The organism is Methylobacterium soli (assembly GCF_008806385.1).
Taxonomy (GTDB): Bacteria; Pseudomonadota; Alphaproteobacteria; order Rhizobiales; family Beijerinckiaceae; genus Methylobacterium; species Methylobacterium soli.
On sequence record NZ_VZZK01000023.1, the window covers coordinates 54,815 to 75,228 of the forward strand.

Here is a 20,414-nt window from a genome sequence, read left to right on the forward strand (position 1 = left end):
CCGCTCCATTTGCCCCAGATCGGTCCGACATCGCCCTCGATGCGACACCATGCAAGAAATGTAACCTAAGATTCAAATTCGGTGATCATTTACGGGAATAGGGGGGAGGTAACCCCACTGGAGCCCTCCGTGATCTTCGACCGCGCGCTCAACGAGACCTTCGTCCGTCGCCTCGCCGAAGAGGCGGACTCGGGCGGCTGGTGGCAAGACGTGCTGGCGGATCGCAGCCTGCTTGTCGCACCGCGCCGCACCGCTCTAAACGTCTACTGGCGTGGCCAAGCCCTGTTCAACGTCAGCTGCCCGCACGGACAGCTCGCCGTTTCGACGCACGAGAAGTTCCTCGTCGATCCCGCGCTAGCTGGACAGGTGCCGCTCGTGGCCGGGCGCTTCGACACGGCCGCGAGCCTGGAGCGGGCACTCTTCCGCAGCTACGAAGGGCTGGCCACCCTCGCCAAGATGAAGCGCGCCGCTACCCTTTTCTCGGGCGAGGAGAAAAGCGGTTGCCACGAGATCGCCGTGCGCAACGCCGGCGTGATCGACGTTGAGGTCGCCTTCCCCGGCCGCCTCGTTCTCGCTGACGGCGGGGAGAAGACCGCCCCGCGGATCGACTTGGCGAGCGTCGAGGCAGACGGCGACGACGTGCGCCTCACGTTCTGGGAGGCCAAGGCCTACGCTAACGGCGAGTTGCGCGCGCTCGGCGACGGCGCTGCGCCGGTCTGCACACAGATCGAGACCTACCGCCTCGCGCTCGCACAGCACCGGGCCGACATCGAGGCGAGTTACGCGGCGGTGGCCGCTAACCTCGTGGCGTTCAAGGCGATGGGTTGGCAGCGCGAACTTTCGCCGCTGATCGAGGCAGTTGGACGTGGCGAACGGCGCCTGACGCTTGGGGCGTTTCCGAAGGTCGGCCTCGTTGTGTTCGGCTTCGATAGCGGCCAGCGCGACGAACCGCGTTGGAAGAAGCATCTCGACCGGTTGCGCGCAACTATCGGCGAAGTGCGGGCGGTAGGCGACCCGAAGAACCTGCGGGTCGGGGCGTGAGCCTACGTCTCACTGTCCACCGCGGCACGCGTCAGATCGGCGGCGGCTGCATCGATATCGTCCATCCGAACGAGGCCCAGCTGTTCCTTGACGCCGGCTGCCCATTCGACGCGCCTGAGGGTGCAAGTGGCCTGCTGCCGGCAAGCCTCGGCCGGCTGGGTGTTCGTGGCGCGGTCCGGCCAGAACATCGGCGACATCGTGACCATGTCCCGGGCCGCTAGGCGGAGCGGGCGGACGCTGGTGATCGACCCGTACACCGCCAACGTCCTCGACCGGGTGGCCGCGGGCACGCGCCTACCGCAGGCGAGCTTCCCGAATCTGAAGGTCGTGATCACGGCCGGCCTGCGCCGGATGTACGCGAGCCGGGGCCGCGAAGACTTCGTCGCTCGCGTGGCCCACGACGGCGTAGCAGCCCGCGCCATACCGGCCGACACCGAAGCGGCCGGGTTTGAGCGGGTCCGGCACGTGGCCCACGGTGAGACATGGAAGCTCCCGGGCACGCCCTCGTCCCGACGCTTGCGCAAGCCCCGGCTGAGCCGGCGGTTGGTATCTTCTGGCGCGTCGCCGCCACGCTCGTCCTGGATCGCACGCCCCTCTCGCGCGCCTAGCTCTACGGCTGCGGACTGACCTAAGGCCCCAGCCAATATGGGCGATGGGAGGCGTGGCCGCGGCTCAGGCCTCGCCGCCTTCGACAGCTTGGCTATCCCTGCGCCGTTGCTGACACCGAGTATGACGACTGACCGCGCGGGAGCGTGGTCAACGGGGTGCCGAACGCCCAGTTCGTATCCTACGCCGACCGTCGTCTGTAGCAGCCCGAAATCGTGGCCGCTTTGCGCACCGCTTTCAGCCTCAACGCGCCCACAGTCGAGGTACGAGGCGATGCGCACTACTCAAAGGATCAAACCGCGCCGCAGACTTCAGCCCGGTGGGCCGATATGGGCATCCCGGAAATGACAGAACCCTTCCTGACGTGATAGCTCAGCAACTCGCCAGCAAAAATAAATCTGTTGTCGCTCAGATGTTTGTCGTCCATCGTCCGCCAATCTCAACGGGGTGGTGCGATGTTCGACGTAATTCCAGAGTACATTCACATTCCATCTGACGAAGGGGAAGCGGCAGCTTTCCTGCAGCGCCTAAACGCGGAACGCCCTGAAATCGCCGCCAGTACCGAGCAGCAGTACGCCGCGACCGGTTCGGCTCGTGCCGTGCTGGAGTCGCTCGTTGAAAACGGCACCTTCGCCGGGCGCATCTCGGACGACGAGGCACGGTGTTACGATGAAGAGATAAAACGGTACGAGGTCGAGGAACAGGCGAAAACCAAGGCGGCAGATTACGGCTGCGACTGAACCTGCGCGGCCAATACTCACAAAACGCAATCCATCATTGAGCGCACTGGCGGAAACAAAACCTTGCAATCATCTGGCAAATCAGCGGCACCAACCGCGCCAAACCTGTTCAAGTATGCCACGAAGGAACTATCACAGGACGCATTCTTCTGCTGGCTTTTAGCATGGGCCGATGATGCGTACGGCGACTCGGATGTCGCCCTGCACGGGATCGGGCGCGGGTTCGTGGACATGCTGCTCGCCGAGCACGACCTCGCGATGGACGGGCGAACCCGCGTCGTCGTCCACCGGCAGTACAACTACGTCGACATCCTCGTCGAGGTGGGCGACGATCTAGTCCTACTGATCGAGGACAAGGTTCACGCCGGCATCCACGGCGATCAGCTCACGCGGTACAAGGAGCGCGTTGCTGAGACGTTTCCCGGACGGCGCATCGCGCCCGTGTTCCTCAAGACGGGCGACCAAGCGCGATACGACAAGGTCGTCGAGGCCGGGTTCAAGCGGGTCGGCCGGGAAAGGCTCCTGGGCTTTCTTCGCCCGGCCTGCGCCGCGAGCAGTCATCCAATTCTCCAAGACTTCGTCGCCGTGCTTGAAGAGATGGAGGCGGCAGTGCAGGCCTTTCGGTCTGCCCCCCCCGCCGACTGGGATGGGTCATGGCCGTGGATAGGTCTGTACATCAGTCTGCAAGCGGAGTTTGCTGACCTCAATTGGCAATACACCCCGAATCCAAGCGGGGGTTTTCTCGCTGCTTGGTGGCACGGACGGTCCTGGACGAACCCGCAGACGGGCCGTGCATACGACGTGTATCTCCAGATCGAGCAGGGGCCGCTGTGCTTCAAGATCGCGGTCGAGGATGGACCGGATAAGGTTGGCCCGCGCGATGCGTGGCGCTCGACGCTGACCGATACGGCGAAGCGCAGTGAGCAGACGCTTCGGCCGCCGCGACGCATTGCTTCTGGGACCTGGATGACGGTGGCGCGGCTCGAACGGGACGATTGGATGAAGGTCGGCGCCGACGGCCTGCTCGACCTCGACGCTACGGTGATCTGCCTGAGAGCCGCTATGGGACTCGTGGACGAGGGCGTTCAAGCTGTGAAACACGCGCACGCTGAATCTTGATCCGTATCGCGGACATCCTCGGGCCGCGACGAGCGAATCACGGTCACGTCGATGCCCCCGAACGGCTGCCCATATCGTCATAGCGGCGAACTAGCTCGCGCAACCCCGGCGATGGGCGCCCGTAGCTCACAACGGTGACGTCAAGGTCGCAGTCACTGGCCAGCCGCAGCGCCCGCAGCATGGCAGTGTCGATCCAGTCGTCCGCGTTGCCGAAAGCGCCCCCACCGAGCCGCGTGAGCAGTACGCGGTTCGAGGCACCCCGCGCTGCGTTCAGGAGGCCGGCCAGCAGCGTTCCCTCGTAGGCCGCCTCCAGCACGAGGCGGGCGAACGGCGCCCAACTTGCTGCCGGCAGGCGCGCGTAGGCGACCGGTAGCGCCGAGCAGAAGATCTGGCTGACCAGCGGTCGTGGCGCCGGCCCGTCGGTGACCTCGACGTCCGTGTGAAGGCCGAGCCGCAGCAGGCCGCGCAGGTCGTCGAGGGTGTCCTCGTCCGCCGTGCTTAGGTGCTCGGCGATGGCCGCAAGACCCGCCCGCGTCGGCAGCGCGTAGCCGTTGCGCATCGTCCACAGCGCCGTCTGGTCGACGTGGAGACACTCCGCTAGGGCGTCCCCCAGATCGGCAAGGCCATCGAGCTGCTGCTCGGCCGTCTGGCCGAATCCGCCGTTTACGGGGACGAGGTAGTTCCGGTAGATCGTGGCAGCACCCGCCGCCATGGCGCAGGCCGGCCCTTGTGTATGGTCATGCGCGTAGGCGGCGACGCCATCCTCCGGCGTCACGTTGGGCCCGACCATCTCAAGCATGTTGAACTGCGAAGCAACCTGAAACAGCGCGCCGCGGTTCTCCGGCGTCTGGTGCAGGGCGCGCACGTCGCCCTCGACGATGGACAGCCGCAGCCGGCCCGGATGGTGCACGGCCGCTGCGGCGGCGCGCAGTTCCGCCAAGGACGGCAGAGTCAGCGCCCCAACCTCGAAGCTCTCGCCCGTGGCGGGCCGGACGAGGCGGCCATCGACCATGCGCAGTTGCGCCTTCGTGCGCGTGTAGGTCGTCTCGCGGAATCCCGTCAGTCGCTCGAACCAGTCCATGGCGCGCTCCTCGTGCTCGATTAGATTTTTTTGCATTCAACGGTCACGGTTTGTCCCTCCGACCTCAGAACGGACGGACCTCGATCAAATCATCGCAGAACGAGTTATTGCACCGTGATCGTCACCAGCCCGCGCTGAACAGGCGCGACCGTGGCGAGGTCAGCTCCGCTGGAGATGTACGTCCGTGCATGAGGTCGAGCGGCTTGCCCCCCGAGCACACTTGGTCCATCGCGTTCGCTGAATCCATCACCTGACGACGCACTTCCATCCGCAGCATCGCACTTGATCGTACCGTATGGCAGCATCGAGAGCTGAGTTTGTAGCCGGGAAGGGCATACCCCTGCGAACGCGTCCTTCTTCTATCCGCGATCAAACACCCGAGACTGCCACGGCTGGGACGCTCGGCGCGGTGTGAAGCGAACCTCGCTGCGAGACCGGGGCAGCAGGAGCATGTCGTCGAACTCGGCTCGGCCCCGCTCCAGCGTCTTGAGATTGTACTTGTGTACGTACGGGAGATCATCCGTGATGAGGGTGGCGTACAGTGACTCCAGCGCCGATCCCGGCCGGCAGTAGCGAGCCGAGTTGTGTGTCAAGTGCTGATCGAGTCCCTCGGTGAGCCGGCTGCCCGGCGGCATTACGGCCACCCCTTGAAGGTGGAGCCCGCCATTGGGCACCAGCGAGCGCACACTGACCTTCGCACGTTTGGCCACCGGCAAGTCGGGGGCGAGGATCCAGCGGGGCTGCCGGTCCCAGTAAGCCTCCGCCCGGGGATTCCGCCACACGCGAGTAGCCAGCCAATCGTAAGCTCGGGTTGCCTCCCGGTGCATCTGGGCGAGAACCGCCTCACGGCGGCCGCCGCTCAAGTGGTGAAACTTCAGGACCAGCAGGTAGGGGGTCCAGTCCGCCTCTACGAGGTCGATGGCTATCTGTCCCCACCCTTGGGTGAGTTGATTGATCTGATTACTGAAGCTCAGGTTTTCCATGGTGGTTTGCTCCCTCATTTGACTCTTTTGTTGCTGTAGGCTGCTGCTTGGTGTTTTCCTGGTTCTCTTGTGTCCCGTGCTCAATTGGCTCTATTTCGACACAGTTGTTCATATGCATGTCTGCCGACATGCAATTCTGCGCGGGCGAACCGCGCGCCGCCTTGTGGGATCTTCCAAGCAAGCGCGACCGTACTCAAATTAGTATTTTACCGATATGCATTTTTCTTGATTTGGGCACAGCAGTTCGGATACTGCAGCAGGCGCCCTACAAACCGTTGACTTTGACGAAAAGGTTGCCGCCTCGCTGGTACAATCGCCAGTTGATGCCGCGCTCGCCCGCATTCAGCGTGGCAATGGCCATGCAATATCGCTCGTTCGTTCTCGCGTCGTAGCTCAGCTGCTCAACCTCATCGAGGGAGAGCAGCTTCATGTTCATGAGCCGGGCATTCGGTCCCTGCTCAATGGCTTGCCGAACAAGTTCGCGGGTTGTGGACGCATCGCAAGTCGGAAAGCCAGCTTCCCCACGCGGCAGAATTAACCAGAGCAGAAACAGAGCGGCGAGGATTTTCCAGCCCCAGCGTTGCCAGCGCGGTCTGAGCCGGCGCGCATTCAGCAACTGGCGCTTCTGTGTTTCATACTCAGCTTCGGTGATGTGGCCCTGTTGATGCAGCTCGGCCAGCTTTGTGAGACGATCCGTATCCATAATAGGCAGCTCTCTATTGAGCGTGCTGGCGCAGCCTCTCGCGGCGCGACCGGCACGATGAGGGAAATCAAGAGGCGGAAGGGCGCTACGACTGGCGTCAGTACTCGTGCGCCAACATGACGGTCAGTACTCGCGCCGTGACGCTGCTGTCGGCCGGGTCCGGCGAGGCGCGGGCGAGTGCCCGGTCGAAGTAGTCAATCTTGAAGAACACGCATTTGCCAGCGGCTTCGAGCGCGCCGAAATCGTGCTCACCGTGGGGATCGTTGTCGCTGTTGAAGTCGTCGAACGCAGCGATAGCGGACAGAATGGCCTGCTGACGTTCACGGCCGAGCGCGACGATGCCGGCGCTGAGCATGAGGGTACCACCCGAAAGGGAGCGGCGCAGGATGTCGTTGAGCGCGCGAACGCGGCCCACATCGATGATGTCGGACATGAGGACCTCGGAATCGAACGGAGAGGGGTAAGGGCCGGCGCTCGGCAGCGTGTTGCCTGCCGCTGAGGCGCCTGAGCCGATTGTGCGCTCCAGCCCAGGCGCTGCGTGCGCCGGCTACGCTTGGTTGGGCGGCAGCAGGGCGAGTTCGCCGGCTTTCCGTAGGAGGGTGGGCTCAGCGGGGTAATCGCGCCAGCGCAGTGAGTACACGCTGCCGTTGATGCCGATCACCTCCGCCTCCCACCAGCCCTCGGCCGGGGCCTCCATCGCAAGCACGAAGCTGCCAAGGCCAATCTCGTCGCGGTCTTTGGGCAGTGGGCTGCCGACGAAACGCCGGTCCGCGGGACGATTGCCGCCCGCAGCAGCTGCAACACTTGACTTGGCGCTGTCAGATTGAGCGTCAGCCCCATTGTGCAGCGTGCTTGCCTGGTGCGATGGGGGCAGAGGGGTACTCGGCACAACAGCTTGCGCTGGCTCGGTCTCGCTAGGCTGTTCACGCCTGGGAGTTTGGTCGGAAGAGGGGTTGGAAGAGGGGGTGTCTCCCTCAGCGACGCTGAGACCGGCAGTGCCGCCAGCAATCTCCACGAGGCGGCCGTAGACCTCCTTCCGCACATAGGGGGCGAACGCTCGGCCGTTGGCGAATACGCGGCCACGGGCGAGTTGGCTTGCGAAAGCTCGATGCTCGTTGGCGACGAGCCTCAGCGTGCGCATCTTCATCAGGGCCGCGGCTGCGGTTGCTGCTTCGACTTGGCTAACGGTGAAGGCGGCCGCTCGTGGCTTACCGGCCTCATCGCGCCCGAATAGGACGAGGACGGGCAACTGCGGCTGCAGCGGTGTCTCGGCTACGCGAGCCGGGAGATTGCGTCGGGTCATCGGAGTGCTCCTGAAATGACGAAGGCCCCCATCGTGGGGGCCTTTGCGGAGAGGTTCGCGAGGAGCTTTGGACTATCTGGCTGTGCTGGCAGCCCGTGCCGCACTTGGTATTCACATTGGCGCACAGCCAAGCTCCTCGTCGCGCGTCAGCCGGCGCCGCTGCGGCGCACCGGTTCACCGGCCGACGTACGAAGCATCACAGAAAACAGCAGCAACGTCAAGATTATAGTCCTATAGAGAAATACTGACGCGGTTGAACGCTCCTGAACCTTCTCGTGAACAGCAGAATCATCAATGAAAGAAGCCTCGAATTTGAGTCCGTGGCCACCTCTTTGTTGTTCGAACTGATCAGCGCCCGCTACGAACGCTGCTCCCTGATGATCACGGCAAATCAGCCGTTTGGCGAATGGGGGCGGATCTTCCCCGACCCAGCCATGACGCTCGCCGCCGTCGATCGGCTGGTGCACCACGCAACGATCTTCGAGATGAACGTCGAGAGCTAACGGCGTCGCACCGCTCTCGACCGGAAGCGCGGTCCCGGCCGACCACCGACGCGCGCGACAATCAAAACCGCTGATGCGTGACGCGCCGCGACATGAACCCTACCCAGCACCACCCTGCGCTGGTCGATCGACCAGCTCATCATTATCGGGCCGCGACACCGGTCTCTCATCCTGATTGTCGCTGGAACCTCATCCAGATCGTCGCGCTACAGCGGACGCAGAGAGTTATCTAATCCATCGCGCTTTAACTGCCGACACCGGCCATGAGGCATCTAAAACCATAGCTTCTATCCAGCAGCCAGACCTCCGTCCCAAAACAACCGATGGTTGCATTCTGGGTATTATTTTCACTATGCGTTGAGTTGTTGTTTTGACGGGTCAGGTGCAAAATATCCGATAGTGCATCCGATTGCGGCATTTTCCTTAATATAAAGCGCATCTTTGCCGTAAGTCGCCTGGGATATAAGTAATACTCCCTGTGTACTACCGTAGTTAAATAGTTATATAAACTACAGTCCGCGCTGGCGAAAATGTGAAATAAGTCCCGAGTGGCGCGCGTGATGCATAGGGAGCACGTTCCGAGCTAATAGCGCCTGCAACCTTGACATGTACCGGCCTCCCTGGTCTCTCGTTGAGCAAGAAACGAACAAAGGACATCGAGAAAGCTCATGGGGGAGACGCTTAGCGCGGCGGCTGCGCGCATCCAAGCCGCTAGCGGCGACCTCGAAGTTCTCACCGCCATTGATGCCGATCTGCGCGAGAGGCCAGAGCCAGAAGCAAGACGGCTTAGAATTCAGATCGCGGCTCTAAAACTCGCCGCGAAGAATGGCAAACATCCGTCCGCTAGGCGTGGCACTGCGGTGCAGCTTCCAGCGAGCTCATCCCAATCTCCTCGTCGGCCGGCCTCTCGCGGTCCGTGGCAAGCCCTGCTCGCCCAGTGGGGATTGGAAAAGCCAGATCAGCGCCCGCTCCATCGTTATCGACTCAGCGACGTAGGGTATGCTGATCTCCTAGCAATCTTGCGAAAGCGCGGATTCCAAGGGTTCTCGGACGCGGCTCCGGAAACAGCAGCCTTGTTCGTGCTGTGGGCCGCGCACTGGTTTCAACGTGACTATCGCGGCGGGCAGCGGAAATGGGAGGACTTGCGTGACGCCCTCGCACTGCCGCTGGAAGGTAACGAGGCTCGACGTCTCACCAAATTTGGTCTCCAGATTTGGGGGCGCCCTGCCGTAAGAAACGAGGCTGCCCATCAATGGCTGCGGACGCTCGCAGTCGAAGGCGGCTTTCCCGCAGGCGCGCTCGCCGAGGCTGAGGGGTGGGTGGGACGGTACCTTGCCCGCGTGGTAGGCGCTCTGCTCACGGAGGAGACACTCACGCCAGAGGCGGCTTTCGCGGCCGCCGAGGCTCAGGGCCGAGAAGCTGCAGGAGCTTACCGCCAGGAGATTTTCTACGCAGTTGCCGCGGATTTAGCGATGGCCGTTGTCCGGCTCCGGCACAGCGTTGAAGCCGATGAACGCGCCCGTGGGATGCCAGTGAGTGCATGGCTTGACGCTACGAGCCCGGGCTGGCGAGACGATCTGCCAATTACAGCGGGATCCCGTGCGGCAGCACAGCTTGTCGATGGCTTGATGCGTGCAGAGGCGCTGACGGTTGCACGAGGCGGCTTGGTCGGATGTGAACGCCAGCTCCGCCGACATTCCGGTTTTTGGCGACAAGCTGTGAAGCTTGGCCTCGATGGTCACGTAAGCCGCGACTTCGCCGCACGATTCGGTGGACAGACAAAGCGGCTACGCGCCTACCCGGCCGGGCTCTTCGCGCGCTATACTGCAGGTGAGTTGGCCCTCTTCGAACCACCGGGCGACGACGAAGCGGGTTGGCGCATCAGGCCATCGCGAACGAACTCAGTCGTGATCGGCGTTCCGTTCACGACGCCGATCGAGACAGAGATCCGACAGGATGGGTCTCCCGTTGTCCAGACTCGATGGCCAGGTGGCGAGGCTGTGCGAAGTGATCTCCGCGTTTTCGAGATCACGGCACACGCTGGCAGCGACGAGTGCACCCTTACTCTGATTGGCACAGGAACTGGTGCGTATCGTCCCGACGCGGTTGCTCTTTCTGTTCCTAAAGGCTGGAGCGTTACTGGTCACGCGGACGACGCAAGCGTCGCACGGTGGGATGGCGAGACCGATGACGGCCGGCTGCTGTGGCGCCTCGTCGGTAGAGGCATCGTGCGGGCCCCCGACGGTGACGTCTACTGCATCACGACCGGCCAAAGCGGAACCCGGCGTGACCAACTCAGTCTGAGTGGCGCACGCCCTGTTGGGATCGAAAGCGAAGAAGTGGATGTCGAGCTGTTTGCTGGCGCACCGACGGTTCACGTCCGCGAGGGGACGAAGGCACGAGCGCCGACATCGAACGAGATCCGATGGCGGCCGGCCGGGGAGCGGGCTTGGCGCCCTCTTCGAGGCGGGTTGAGCGAAGGACGGATCGAGCTCGCCTGGCGCGAGCCAGAGACCGGCTTCATGCGTGACCGCCGCCGCCTGTTCATTTTGGCGGCCGGAGCCACATTGAAACACCGACGTGAAGGTGACGCCGTCGTTTATCGGCCGGAAGATTTCAATTTAGCCACACTGACGGCTGATGACGAGGACCTCACGCTTGAGCGGCGCGACGAGATCTTCGTCGCTCGCTTTCACCAGCGCCCCGCCCGACGTGCGCGGCTCAAGATTGGCATAGGCGAAAGCCGCCCACTAGCGGTCAGCGCCCCCTTCCCGCTCGGATCGGGAATTGCACAATGGTCCGGCACCCAGATTCGTGGCGGCAGAAGTACGAATGCACCCCGGCTAACTCTCGACGAACTTCGGGAATGTGTCGCCTTTGGAGAGGGTGAGCAGGTACTCCATGCCCGCCTGCTGAATCGACAGGGACAGTCGTTACCCGGAGGCGCCGTGCGCTGGGCGTTTAGGGACGAACTTCCGCTGCATGGTGTTGCCGACGACCTCGCAGCCTTGCTGCTGCCTTTCGCCGACATCGATGTGTCGGCTGACCTCAGCTTCCAATACGGCGTGGATCACTGGCGCGTCCGCCAGTTTGAAATCGATCAGGTCTCTCGAAGTGGACTGCTCGTTCCTATCGAGGGGGTATGGACCGACGAAAATCTATCGCTCTATGGCCGCCCCGTGACTGACCCATCGACCGAACGACTACTCGGGCAGAGTACACCACTCGACCGGTTCAATCGCCGTCCGCCAAAGATCCCAGAGGATCTGACGGGCACGTGGCTTCTCTATCTTCGACGCGGTGAGTCCGTCGTTGCGCGCCCCTCGGTGGCCTCGTTTGGGCCAAGCGAGACCGCATCGGCAGCGGGACTGGCTGCCGCTGCGGCGACCCCCGACTTCAGAGCGCGCGAAGGCATCATCCTGGCTCGGATGGCCGACATCGCGGCGGGCTATCCCGACACAGCGGCCGACGTCCAATGGCTGGCAACCCTATGCGCTAGCTTGCGCGGCCTCCCGCCGGCAAGTCTCGATCCACTACGGCTGCTTGCCACGCGACCGGGCGCAGCAGCCCGCGTGGCGCTCCGGGCAGCCGAGACCGAGCGAGAGGCTGTCTTTGCCCTAGCAGACGGCCTTTCCTTTACCTGGTGCATGGTGCCTTGGCACGCTTGGGCGAGAGCTGCCGATCTCGAACGTGCGGCCATTCAAACCAAGCTTGAGGAAGCTCTCCCTCAAGGTGCGGCTGACCTTGCCCGTAGCATCGTCGAAGATGCAGCCATCAAGATCGCCAAGGTAGAACCACTCCTACGCTGGCCGCTACTGGCGGCTGGGCTCCTAGCGCCACAGCATTTGGACACAAGGCCGCGCCTGCTCGATGCCGCGCAAGATCACATTCGTCGATATGGCGACCGCGTGAACGAGCAGGGTACACGCGAAAGCCTGTTCCGTACGGAACTCGGAAGCAGCTTGCTGCCGGATTTCACCCGCTTCGACACCACCCATCTCGAAAGCTTGGACGCACCCTGCGCCGCCGCCGCGGTCGCGGCCGGAAAAGCGGAGCTCGCTTCTCCGGCCATCCGCCGTATCAAGAGCGCCCTTCGTGCCGACCCGATTTACTTCAATGAGGCATTCGACGCTCATTTCGTTGAATTACACAGAAACGAACATAAGTAATGACTGACGCCGCACCCTTCGTTTGTCACGCTTCCCCTTTTTCAACCCTCGATGCGGTTCGGTCCCGCGTCACAGAGGCTGTTTTGGGCCAGAGTGGGATCAACCATCCGTCCTTGATCGCGGAAATTCGGCGCCGTTTCGGTTCAATTGAAACTGAAGCCGGTGCGCTGGTTCAGGAGCCAGTGATCGAGGCTGCTCTCCCGTACCTCGCAGGAGATGAGTCGCTCGGAAGCCTCGCCGGAAAGCGGCTTCATCCGAAGGTTGTCGAAGCACTGGCAGGCGGAGGGCACAATCGGCAGTATATCTTCCCACGCGAATTGAAGCCGTATCAGCATCAGCTCGACGCCTGGGAGTTGCTTACCGATTCTGTGCCGCGCTCAGTGCTGGTGACTAGTGGCACGGGGTCGGGCAAGACCGAGTGCTTCTTGATTCCCCTTCTGCATGATCTCGCGTGCGAGGCCGAAGCAGTTGGCCGCCTAACTGGCGTCCGGGCGATCGCGCTCTATCCCTTGAATGCACTCATTGCAAGCCAGGAAGAACGTCTGCGCGAGTGGACAGCGCCGTTCAACGGCCGAATCCGATTTGGGCTTTACAACGGTAACATGCCGGAGGACGCGCAAGGCTCGTCACAATCACCGGAGCAGGTCAGCGACCGCCGCACGTTACGCCTAGAACCACCGCCGATCCTCGTCACCAATGTGACAATGCTGGAATACATGACGGTGCGTCGGCAGGATCGATCGCTTATCGAGGCGTCACGCGGGAAGCTACGATGGATTATCCTCGACGAGGCACACAGCTATGTTGGATCGGCAGCAGCCGAGATTGCGCTTTTGATCCGACGCGCCCTGCTTGCGTTTGGTGTGACGCCCGCCGACGTTCGTTTCGTCGCGACTTCCGCGACAATTGGTGAGGGCGAGGCGGTTGCGGCACAACTCAAACGGTTCCTCGGTGATGTGGCCGGTCTCCCTGAGGCACACGTCCACGTCGTAGTAGGCCGGCGCCGCGCGCTCACCCTCCCTACGCCCGTCTCAGCAACAACCTTGAACGCGGCAGCCCTCGGGGACAGCGCGGCGCTTGCCCGCAACCCGGTCGTTCAGGACCTCGCTCGGCGCCTCAGCGCAGGACCTATGTCTTGGACCGACTTCAGACGCTTGACCGCCCCCACCCAGGTCGAACCCGAGGCGCTCGCTCGCGGATTGACGGCTCCCGGTACGAATGGTGAGCCTCTTCTTCCCTTACGTGTTCACGGTTTCCTTCGCGCCGTGCCGGGCCTGTGGGCTTGCCTCAACTCAGCCTGCTCCGGCAAGCCTGCCGGTGATTGGCCATTCGGCGCTGTACTCTCCGAGCGGGTTGAGGCGTGCCCGCACTGCACCGGCGCTGTCCTTGAGCTAGTGTCCTGCGCGGAATGCGGCGAGCCGTTCCTTGAGGGTATGGAGCGTGACGGAACATTACGACAAGCGCGCCGACCCAACGCGACCGACGAGTTCGCAGCCGACAGTGAAGCCGAATCGGACGGCGAGACGGAGGAGCCGGACAGTGAGCCCACCACGCCGCGGCCGGACATCGCGCGGCTGATCGCACTTCAAGCCTTCTCCGGCGCCCGTCCGCTGCATATCGAGCCGACGAGCGGCCGCGTGTGCGATGGCGTGACAGACTCCTCGCGCACCGTTCGTACACACGACCGTGATCGGCCGGAGCAGTGTCCCGCCTGTCGGGCAACCGGGAAGAACGAGGACAGCCCCGGTACACTTCTACGACCGTTCCGGTTTGGAGCGCCCTTCCTGATCGGCAACGCCGCACCCGTGCTGCTCGACGGTGTTGCCCCACGCTCTCGAAATCCGGATCTCCCAGTTCCCCCGCCGTCGGAGGGGCGCCAGCTCCTTTCTTTCACCGATAGTCGGCAAGGAACTGCCCGCTTCGCCGCCGCCCTACAGAGTGCATCCGAGCGCAATCACGTTCGGGCGATGATATATCACGCAGTGCAGGACACACTTCGTCCGCAGCCCGAAGCAAACGATAAAGCAGTCGAACTCGACAGCCGGATCGCGGCGCTTGAGCCCGTCGCCGGCATCGACGCGAAACTCGGAGATATGTTGGCCGACCTACGCAAGGAGCGAGCAAAGCTCTTCAATCCTGCGGGTGACGGCCTATCCTGGCCAACTATGCGAGATCAACTCGCAGCGCGTCCCGAAATCGATCACTGGATGCGGCGGGTTTGGAACTCGCGCGACGTTCGCTTCCAAAGGAGCGCCAGCGATTTTGCCCAATTCCTGCTGCTGCGCGAGCTTGCGCGTCGGCCGCGGCGCGCGAATGCACTCGAGACACTCGGGCTGGCCCGCCTGCGCTTTCCCACTCTCGACGCGCTCGGCGAACAGCGTCTTCCTCGGGCGTTTCGCGAACGAGGGCGGACATTGGTCGAGTGGCGAGACTTCCTCACACTGCTACTAACTGTCCGCGTGCGGAACGCATTTGCCATTCGCATGGACCGAGCGGATGTACATTGGCTGATCAAGAACGGCTTTCCTCGGGTTCTGCTCAGCCCCGATGGGCACAAGAGCTATGCCAGTGAGCTAACTTGGCTCAAAGCAGGCCCCAAAGGTCGTCAAAGCATCGCAGTGAAGTTACTGGAGCGCGCCCTTGGTCTGTCTGCAGAGAACAGCGAGCAGCGCGCCGAGATCAACGAGACGCTGCGTGGGGCCTGGGAGTGTCTGTTTCCATTATTCACACAGCCAGGGGTTGGCGCACATTACGCGCTGGATCTGGACAAAGCCTATGTTGCGCCCGTGAGAATGGCGTATTTCTGCCCTGTTTCCCGTCGTCTGCTCGACACAACCTTTGCGCGCATCTCGCCTTATGGGCTTGATGGCTCCAGCCGACACGGTGGGCAAGTCTGCGAAACAGTTGAGATGCCCTGCCACCCAAACCCCTTCCTGCTGGCCGAACGCGGCGGAGCGGGTGTAGTCGAAGAGTGGCTGGAAGCCGATGCTTTGGTTTCTGCACTGCGTGCCCGCGGACTATGGGGAAACCTGCATGACCGCATTGCTCTCGGCTCGCCCTACACGCGGGCGGCCGAACACTCGGCTCAGCAGCCGCCGGTTCGGCTGCGACGTTACGAGTCCGAATTTAAAGCCGGTCAGATCAACATTCTAAACTGCTCGACCACGATGGAGATGGGCGTCGATATTGGTTCCGTCTCGTCAGTCGTCATGACGAATGTACCACCATCGATCGCCAACTACCGGCAGCGCATCGGGCGCGCGGGACGGCGGGGCCAAGGTTTCGCGGCATCCCTGACGTATGCCCGCGATACGCCGCTTGACCGAGAAGCATTTAGCGACCCAACCGCATACCTCGCACGGAAGATCGAAGCACCGAAGGTGACGCTCGATTCACGCCGGATCGTTCAACGCCATGTGAATGCGCTTCTCCTCGCAACGTGGTTCAAACAAGCGGGCGGCGAGGTCCTCAAAACCACGGCCGGCGATTTCTTTGGCTGCCCGCCTGTCGTCGGTGCGACGCGCCCGGAAAGTGCGCCAGCACGCTCATTTCACGATTGGGTCACGCGACCGAGCACGCTTGCGGAGACGGCTGAGGGCATCCGCATTCTGATCCGCGGATCCGCACTTGCGGGCGACCAAAGCCTTCATGCTGCAGCTGGTGACGCGATGGCGGCCGCGGAGAGTGGCTTCATTTCTGAATGGGACGCCATCCAGGCGCAAGCCAAGGGATTAGAGCGTGAGGCCGCACGAAAGAGTCTTGGCTTTCAGCTGAAGCGGATGTGTGGTGAGTACCTATTGGGTGAATTAGCAGACCGGGGCGTTCTTCCCGGACACGGTTTCCCCACAGCCGTCGTTCCCTTCGTCAACAAGGATGAACCCGACGAGGACGAGGCCGCAAATCGTTCTGAAGGTAATCGTTATCGCCGCCGCAACTATCCGACGCGAAACCTGGATGTCGCAATTCGTGACTATGCGCCGGGAGCCGAGGTCGTCGTCGATGGGCTTGTGTTTCGCTCGGCCGGAGTGACGCTGAACTGGAAGCGGCCAGCTGGTGAGAGCTCCGTCGGCGAGATTCAGAGCCTCAAGTGGTTCTGGGATTGCCAGCACTGCGGTGCGGCAGACACTGCGCGGCTACAGCCAGTGCGATGTGTCGCGTGCGAGGCCGACGAGGAGTCGTTGGAGACACGGCGCTTCCTAGAACCCGCCGGCTTCACCGTCGATATGGCGGCACAACCCCACGCCGAGATCGAGCAGGTCACTTACGTCGAGCCGGAGCCAGAGCGTGTCGCAGCTCGGGGCGCAGCTTGGCGCCCATTCCTCGATCCAGATCGCGGTCGCTTGAGGGCTAGCCGAGAAGGCCTCGTGTTCTATTCCTCAGCCGGCGGTACTGGGAGCCGCGGGTACGCCGTATGCTTGGAGTGTGGGCGTGCCGAAGCCGAACATACGAGTGACGATCCCGGCAAGAAGCCTCTTCACGAACATCGGCCACTGCGGTTCACAAAGGCGGATGCCGACGGAATTTGCCCAGGCAACGCTGGTGGGTTCAGGATCCAGACCAACCTCGCTCTCGGACATGAAATCACGACCGATGTCGCGGAGGTGCAGCCGACAGCACTGAGCGACCCCCGTGCCGCGTGGGCCTTGGCCTCCGCACTGCGGGAGGCACTGGCTCGCCGCCTCGGCATCGCCGCCGGCGAGCTTGGCATCTCCATAACCCCTCGAACAACGCTCGTCGGCAACCGGACACACTCACTGTTTCTCTTCGATCGCGCTGCGGGCGGCGCGGGGTTCGCGCCGAGATTGGTGGACCTCTTCGAGGAGTTGCTGCGCGAGGCGCGCGAGATACTAAACTGCAAGCGGACGGGATGTCTGACCGGGTGTTCCTCGTGCGTAGTCGCCAATGACCTCTATGCTCAGGCAGAGACGATAGACCGGCGTGCAGCACTGGCCTTTGTGGATGCAGAGCTCACTGCCCTAGCCCGACCGCCAGTGGACGATTTAGCAGCGCCGGACGCGGTCCTAGCTCGCGATGTTGCCGACGAACTCGTCGCGTCGGCGCAAGGCTCAATCGGCGCTGTGACGCTATGGCCCGTAGATCCGCTTGATCCCTCTGCCCTGGCGACTCCGCGTCTAAGGACGCTCCTTGAAATGCTGATCAAGGGCGGACATACGGTCACGCTAGGTCTCAGTGCCGAAGGACTGGGAACGCTTGATGCCGCTCAACAGCTTGGGCTACGCGACGCAGCTGTGCGCCACAGCCTTCGCCTCGCGTCCAGCTCGGCTCCCATTTATCCAAACGGTGCGAGAGCGATCGCGGCAACTGACGGAGGCCAAACTTGGGTCTCCCGTGACATGGGCGCTGGGCTGCTCGGAGATGACTGGGGTGTCGGACGCGCAGCACCGCTGGTCCGCTTGGTCGGCAAACCACCAAGTGGTGCAACTATTGACCCTAATAGCTTATTGCCTCGGTCCGGAACGCGTTTCGTTGAAATTCGCTCAGAACTTGATGGACCAAGTCGTAGCTTCGGAGACCGCTTTTTGGAACTTATCCGCCCATCTCTTGAGCGCGCGAGATTGTGGAATTCGGAACAGTTGACAAGTATTATTTACACCGATCGATACGTAAATTCACCGCTTGTGTCACATTTGCTGTTAACGGCCATGTCAAGCCTGCACCGTAGGCTCGCCGCACAAGGAAAGGTCACACCGTTTCAGCTTATGACTGCACCTCTGAGGGCCCCCCTCGACCGAGTTCCACATCGGCTCAACCACGACTGGCGATCAGAGCGCGATCGTCGAGAGGTGCTCACTCGTTCGGCGGCCTCGGCAGGGCTGAATTTGGATCTGTCTGTCGAACGAGGGGCGCATTCGCGCCAACTCGTTCTGCAATGGGAGACGCGCTCCTTCACAATCGTCCTAGACCAAGGATTTGGTTTCCTGCGAGCACCCGTTTCGCCGCCATTCGATTTCACTGCCCCTCCCCTTTCTCAAGCACAGCGGCTAACGAACACGAACGTCATCTGCAAAAATGACGGATCAACATATTTCGTCATGATTGAAGAAATCGGCCTGTAACGGCGCTATCTCGGCATCTTTGTGCGGTGACATAACCGATGAAAATCTCAACAATCTTGGACCACATCGATAGCGGGCATATGGCTCTGCCAGAGTTCCAGCGCGGCTACGTCTGGAACCGCGATCAAGTACGTGGGCTATTCGACTCGCTCTACCGCCGGCACCCAGTCGGAGGCCTGTTAGTCTGGGGGACCGAAGCAAAGACGGCCGCCCACCGCGGAGAAGGTCCACTCGCAGCTGGTATCGTCAAACTCCTACTTGATGGCCAACAGCGAATGACGTCGCTTTACGGAGTGGTCCGAGGCAAGGCGCCCAAGTTTTTTGACGGAAATGCGCAGGCTTTCACCGGCCTCCGGTTCCACATCGACACTGAGACTTTTGGGTTCTACCAGCCCGTTAAAATGCAGGATGATCCACTATGGATTGATGTGACGAGCCTAATGCAGGCTGGGCCGGCGGGCCTCGGCAAGTTCATCGGGCAGTTATCCACGGATCCGGCATACTCAGCCAGCATAGGAACGTACATTGGCCGCCTGAGCACACTTCTGAGCGTTACAGATATAGATCTTCATATTGAAGAGGTCACCGGTCCCGACAAGACTCTGGACATTGTAGTCGATATCTTCAATCGCGTGAACAGCGGTGGAACGAAGCTCTCAAAAGGAGACCTGGCACTGGCCAAAATCTGCGCGGAGTGGCCAGAGGCTCGCGACTCCATGAAGGCGAAACTCAAGCAATGGACGGACGCTGGCTACCATTTTAATCTGGATTGGCTGCTACGATCGGTGAACACAGTACTCACGGGAGAGGCTAAGTTCAGCTACCTTCATGATAAAGGTGCACTCGACATTCAGGACGGGCTAAATCGCGCCTCGAAACACATTGACGCTAGTCTTAACCTAATTGCCGGCCGCCTCGGCATTGATCACGACCAAGTTTTCTTTGGTCGTTTCGGGGTGCCAGTCATGGTCCGTTACATGGACCAGCGGAAAGGTCCCCTTGATGCGAAGGAAAGGGACAAACTGCTGTTCTGGTTTGCCCAAGCTGGCATGTGGGGTCGGTTCTCAGGCTCTACTGAGTCGTTCATTGACCAAGACTTGGCTGCTCTCGAAGGGCCAAACGGCGGGTTGGACGCGCTTCTTGATCAGCTTCGCCTTTGGCACGGGGGCCTCCAGGTTGAGCCTGGACATTTCACAGGCTGGAGCCTTGGCGCACGTTTCTACCCAGTGCTTTACATGCTCACACGCATGGGCGCAGCACGGGATTGGGGAACGGGGCTACCGCTAAGGGCAAGCTTACTGGGCAAAATGAGTCGCCTTGAAGTTCATCATATTTTTCCGAAATCGCAGCTATACAAGCGTAATCACAAGCGAGCAGAGGTGAACGCTCTAGGCAATTTCTGTTTTCTTACGAAGGATACGAACCTCAACATAAGTGATCGCCTTCCCGAAGAATACTTCCCCGAGATTGAAGTCAAGCACCCCGGCGCACTGGCCTCACAGTGGATTCCCATAGATCCTTTGCTTTGGAGGACAGATCGCTACCTGGACTTCCTCGAAGCCCGCAAGACCCTGTTAGCTGCTGAAGCGAACACGCGGTTCGCAGATCTTTTGCACGGCGACACTCGCTGGCTCGCCTCGAGGATTTCGACAATTCCTCTGACTACGGCTCTGATTGTAGGTGGTGTAACCAGTGAGGCGGAGGAGCTCGAGCTAGAGACGCTGAACGAGTGGGTAGCAGATCGGGGTTTGCCGCGGGGGCAGGTGAGCTTCGACTACGCAGATAATGAAACTGGCGCTCAGAAGGCTGTGTTCGACCTCGCCTGGCCTGACGGACTTCAACCCGGCCTTACCGGCCCCGTGGCTGTACTTCTTAACGAAACCTCAGACGTCCTCCAGATCGCGAGTGCTGCTGGGTTTCGATGCTTCACAACCGGCGCTGAGTTTCGGGGCTATGTCGAGAAGGAGATTATAAGTCTGGAAGTAGCTTAAAGGTATCGAGAGCGGTGCCTATTGAAAGCGGGACAGAAGGGACCCGCCCTCCTCGACCGTTGGCACCTCCGCCCCGATTGTTTCCACGGCCACAACCT

At 61.8% G+C, this 20,414-nt stretch carries 12 protein-coding genes and 1 pseudogene; 7 read left to right on the top strand and 6 right to left on the bottom strand.

Features of this window, described 5'->3' with window-relative positions:
- The first annotated feature begins 129 nt into the window (after positions 1-129).
- Positions 130-1,041 (top strand): hypothetical protein, encoded by a 912-nt coding sequence (locus F6X53_RS20050; protein WP_151001961.1) that lies wholly within the window; start codon positions 130-132, stop codon positions 1,039-1,041.
- Positions 1,042-1,043: 2 nt separating this feature from the next.
- Here the strand turns inward: F6X53_RS20050 and F6X53_RS20055 are convergent, their stop codons facing one another.
- Positions 1,044-1,238: a hypothetical protein gene (locus F6X53_RS20055; protein ID WP_151001962.1), complete on the bottom strand. Its 195-nt coding sequence runs from the start codon at positions 1,236-1,238 to the stop codon at positions 1,044-1,046.
- Positions 1,239-2,102: 864 nt separating this feature from the next.
- Here F6X53_RS20055 and F6X53_RS20060 point away from each other — a divergent pair.
- Both F6X53_RS20060 and F6X53_RS20065 read left to right on the top strand, forming a co-directional pair.
- Positions 2,103-2,387, top strand: a complete 285-nt coding sequence (locus F6X53_RS20060; RefSeq protein WP_151001963.1) for a hypothetical protein — start codon at positions 2,103-2,105, stop codon at positions 2,385-2,387.
- Positions 2,388-2,450: 63 nt separating this feature from the next.
- Positions 2,451-3,506 carry a PD-(D/E)XK nuclease family protein gene (locus tag F6X53_RS20065; RefSeq protein WP_191970918.1) on the top strand — a complete coding sequence of 352 codons (1,056 nt, stop codon included), beginning with the start codon at positions 2,451-2,453 and terminating at the stop codon, positions 3,504-3,506.
- 43 nt (positions 3,507-3,549) lie between these two features.
- Here the strand turns inward: F6X53_RS20065 and F6X53_RS20070 are convergent, their stop codons facing one another.
- From F6X53_RS20070 to F6X53_RS33245, 5 genes are all read right to left on the bottom strand, one after another.
- Entirely contained in the window at positions 3,550-4,587 is a 1,038-nt protein-coding gene (locus F6X53_RS20070; RefSeq protein ID WP_151001965.1) for a hypothetical protein, read from the bottom strand.
- Between the two features lie 359 nt (positions 4,588-4,946).
- Positions 4,947-5,570: a hypothetical protein gene (locus tag F6X53_RS20075; RefSeq protein WP_238296238.1), complete on the bottom strand. Its 624-nt coding sequence runs from the start codon at positions 5,568-5,570 to the stop codon at positions 4,947-4,949.
- 265 nt (positions 5,571-5,835) lie between these two features.
- Positions 5,836-6,273, bottom strand: a complete 438-nt coding sequence (locus F6X53_RS20080) for an SHOCT domain-containing protein (RefSeq protein WP_151001967.1) — start codon at positions 6,271-6,273, stop codon at positions 5,836-5,838.
- Positions 6,274-6,370: 97 nt separating this feature from the next.
- Complete coding sequence (locus F6X53_RS20085; RefSeq protein ID WP_151001968.1) at positions 6,371-6,706, bottom strand: DUF3768 domain-containing protein; 336 nt, start codon at positions 6,704-6,706, stop codon at positions 6,371-6,373.
- A 114-nt stretch (positions 6,707-6,820) separates the two neighbouring features.
- A complete protein-coding gene (locus tag F6X53_RS33245; protein WP_238296240.1) occupies positions 6,821-7,576 on the bottom strand; it encodes a hypothetical protein in 756 nt (251 codons plus the stop codon).
- 275 nt (positions 7,577-7,851) lie between these two features.
- On the opposite strand from F6X53_RS33245, the pseudogene F6X53_RS20095 reads away from it, so the two are divergent.
- From F6X53_RS20095 to F6X53_RS20110, 4 genes and pseudogenes are all read left to right on the top strand, one after another.
- A pseudogene (locus F6X53_RS20095) lies at positions 7,852-8,076 on the top strand (ATP-binding protein); the annotation flags it as partial.
- Positions 8,077-8,747: 671 nt separating this feature from the next.
- On the top strand, positions 8,748-12,248 hold the full coding sequence (locus F6X53_RS20100) for an STY4851/ECs_5259 family protein (protein ID WP_210386397.1): 3,501 nt from the start codon (positions 8,748-8,750) through the stop codon (positions 12,246-12,248).
- Complete coding sequence (locus F6X53_RS20105; protein ID WP_151001970.1) at positions 12,248-18,325, top strand: DEAD/DEAH box helicase; 6,078 nt, start codon at positions 12,248-12,250, stop codon at positions 18,323-18,325. Before F6X53_RS20100 ends, F6X53_RS20105 begins: the two co-directional genes overlap by 1 nt.
- 56 nt (positions 18,326-18,381) lie before the next feature.
- Positions 18,382-20,316, top strand: coding sequence for a GmrSD restriction endonuclease domain-containing protein (locus F6X53_RS20110; RefSeq protein WP_244965599.1), 1,935 nt, complete (start codon positions 18,382-18,384; stop codon positions 20,314-20,316).
- The last annotated feature ends 98 nt before the right edge of the window (positions 20,317-20,414 follow it).

Bases quoted from the DNA above. Each gene is read 5' to 3' on its own strand.
- F6X53_RS20060 (WP_151001963.1), top strand. From the start codon at position 2,103: ATGTTCGACGTAATTCCAGAGTACATTCACATTCCATCTGACGAAGGG.
- F6X53_RS33245 (WP_238296240.1), bottom strand. From the start codon at position 7,576: ATGACCCGACGCAATCTCCCGGCTCGCGTAGCCGAGACACCGCTGCAG.
- F6X53_RS20085 (WP_151001968.1), bottom strand. From the start codon at position 6,706: ATGTCCGACATCATCGATGTGGGCCGCGTTCGCGCGCTCAACGACATC.
- F6X53_RS20105 (WP_151001970.1), top strand. From the start codon at position 12,248: ATGACTGACGCCGCACCCTTCGTTTGTCACGCTTCCCCTTTTTCAACC.
- F6X53_RS20055 (WP_151001962.1), bottom strand. From the start codon at position 1,238: ATGTCGCCGATGTTCTGGCCGGACCGCGCCACGAACACCCAGCCGGCC.
- F6X53_RS20100 (WP_210386397.1), top strand. From the start codon at position 8,748: ATGGGGGAGACGCTTAGCGCGGCGGCTGCGCGCATCCAAGCCGCTAGC.
- F6X53_RS20080 (WP_151001967.1), bottom strand. From the start codon at position 6,273: ATGGATACGGATCGTCTCACAAAGCTGGCCGAGCTGCATCAACAGGGC.
- F6X53_RS20070 (WP_151001965.1), bottom strand. From the start codon at position 4,587: ATGGACTGGTTCGAGCGACTGACGGGATTCCGCGAGACGACCTACACG.
- F6X53_RS20075 (WP_238296238.1), bottom strand. From the start codon at position 5,570: ATGGAAAACCTGAGCTTCAGTAATCAGATCAATCAACTCACCCAAGGG.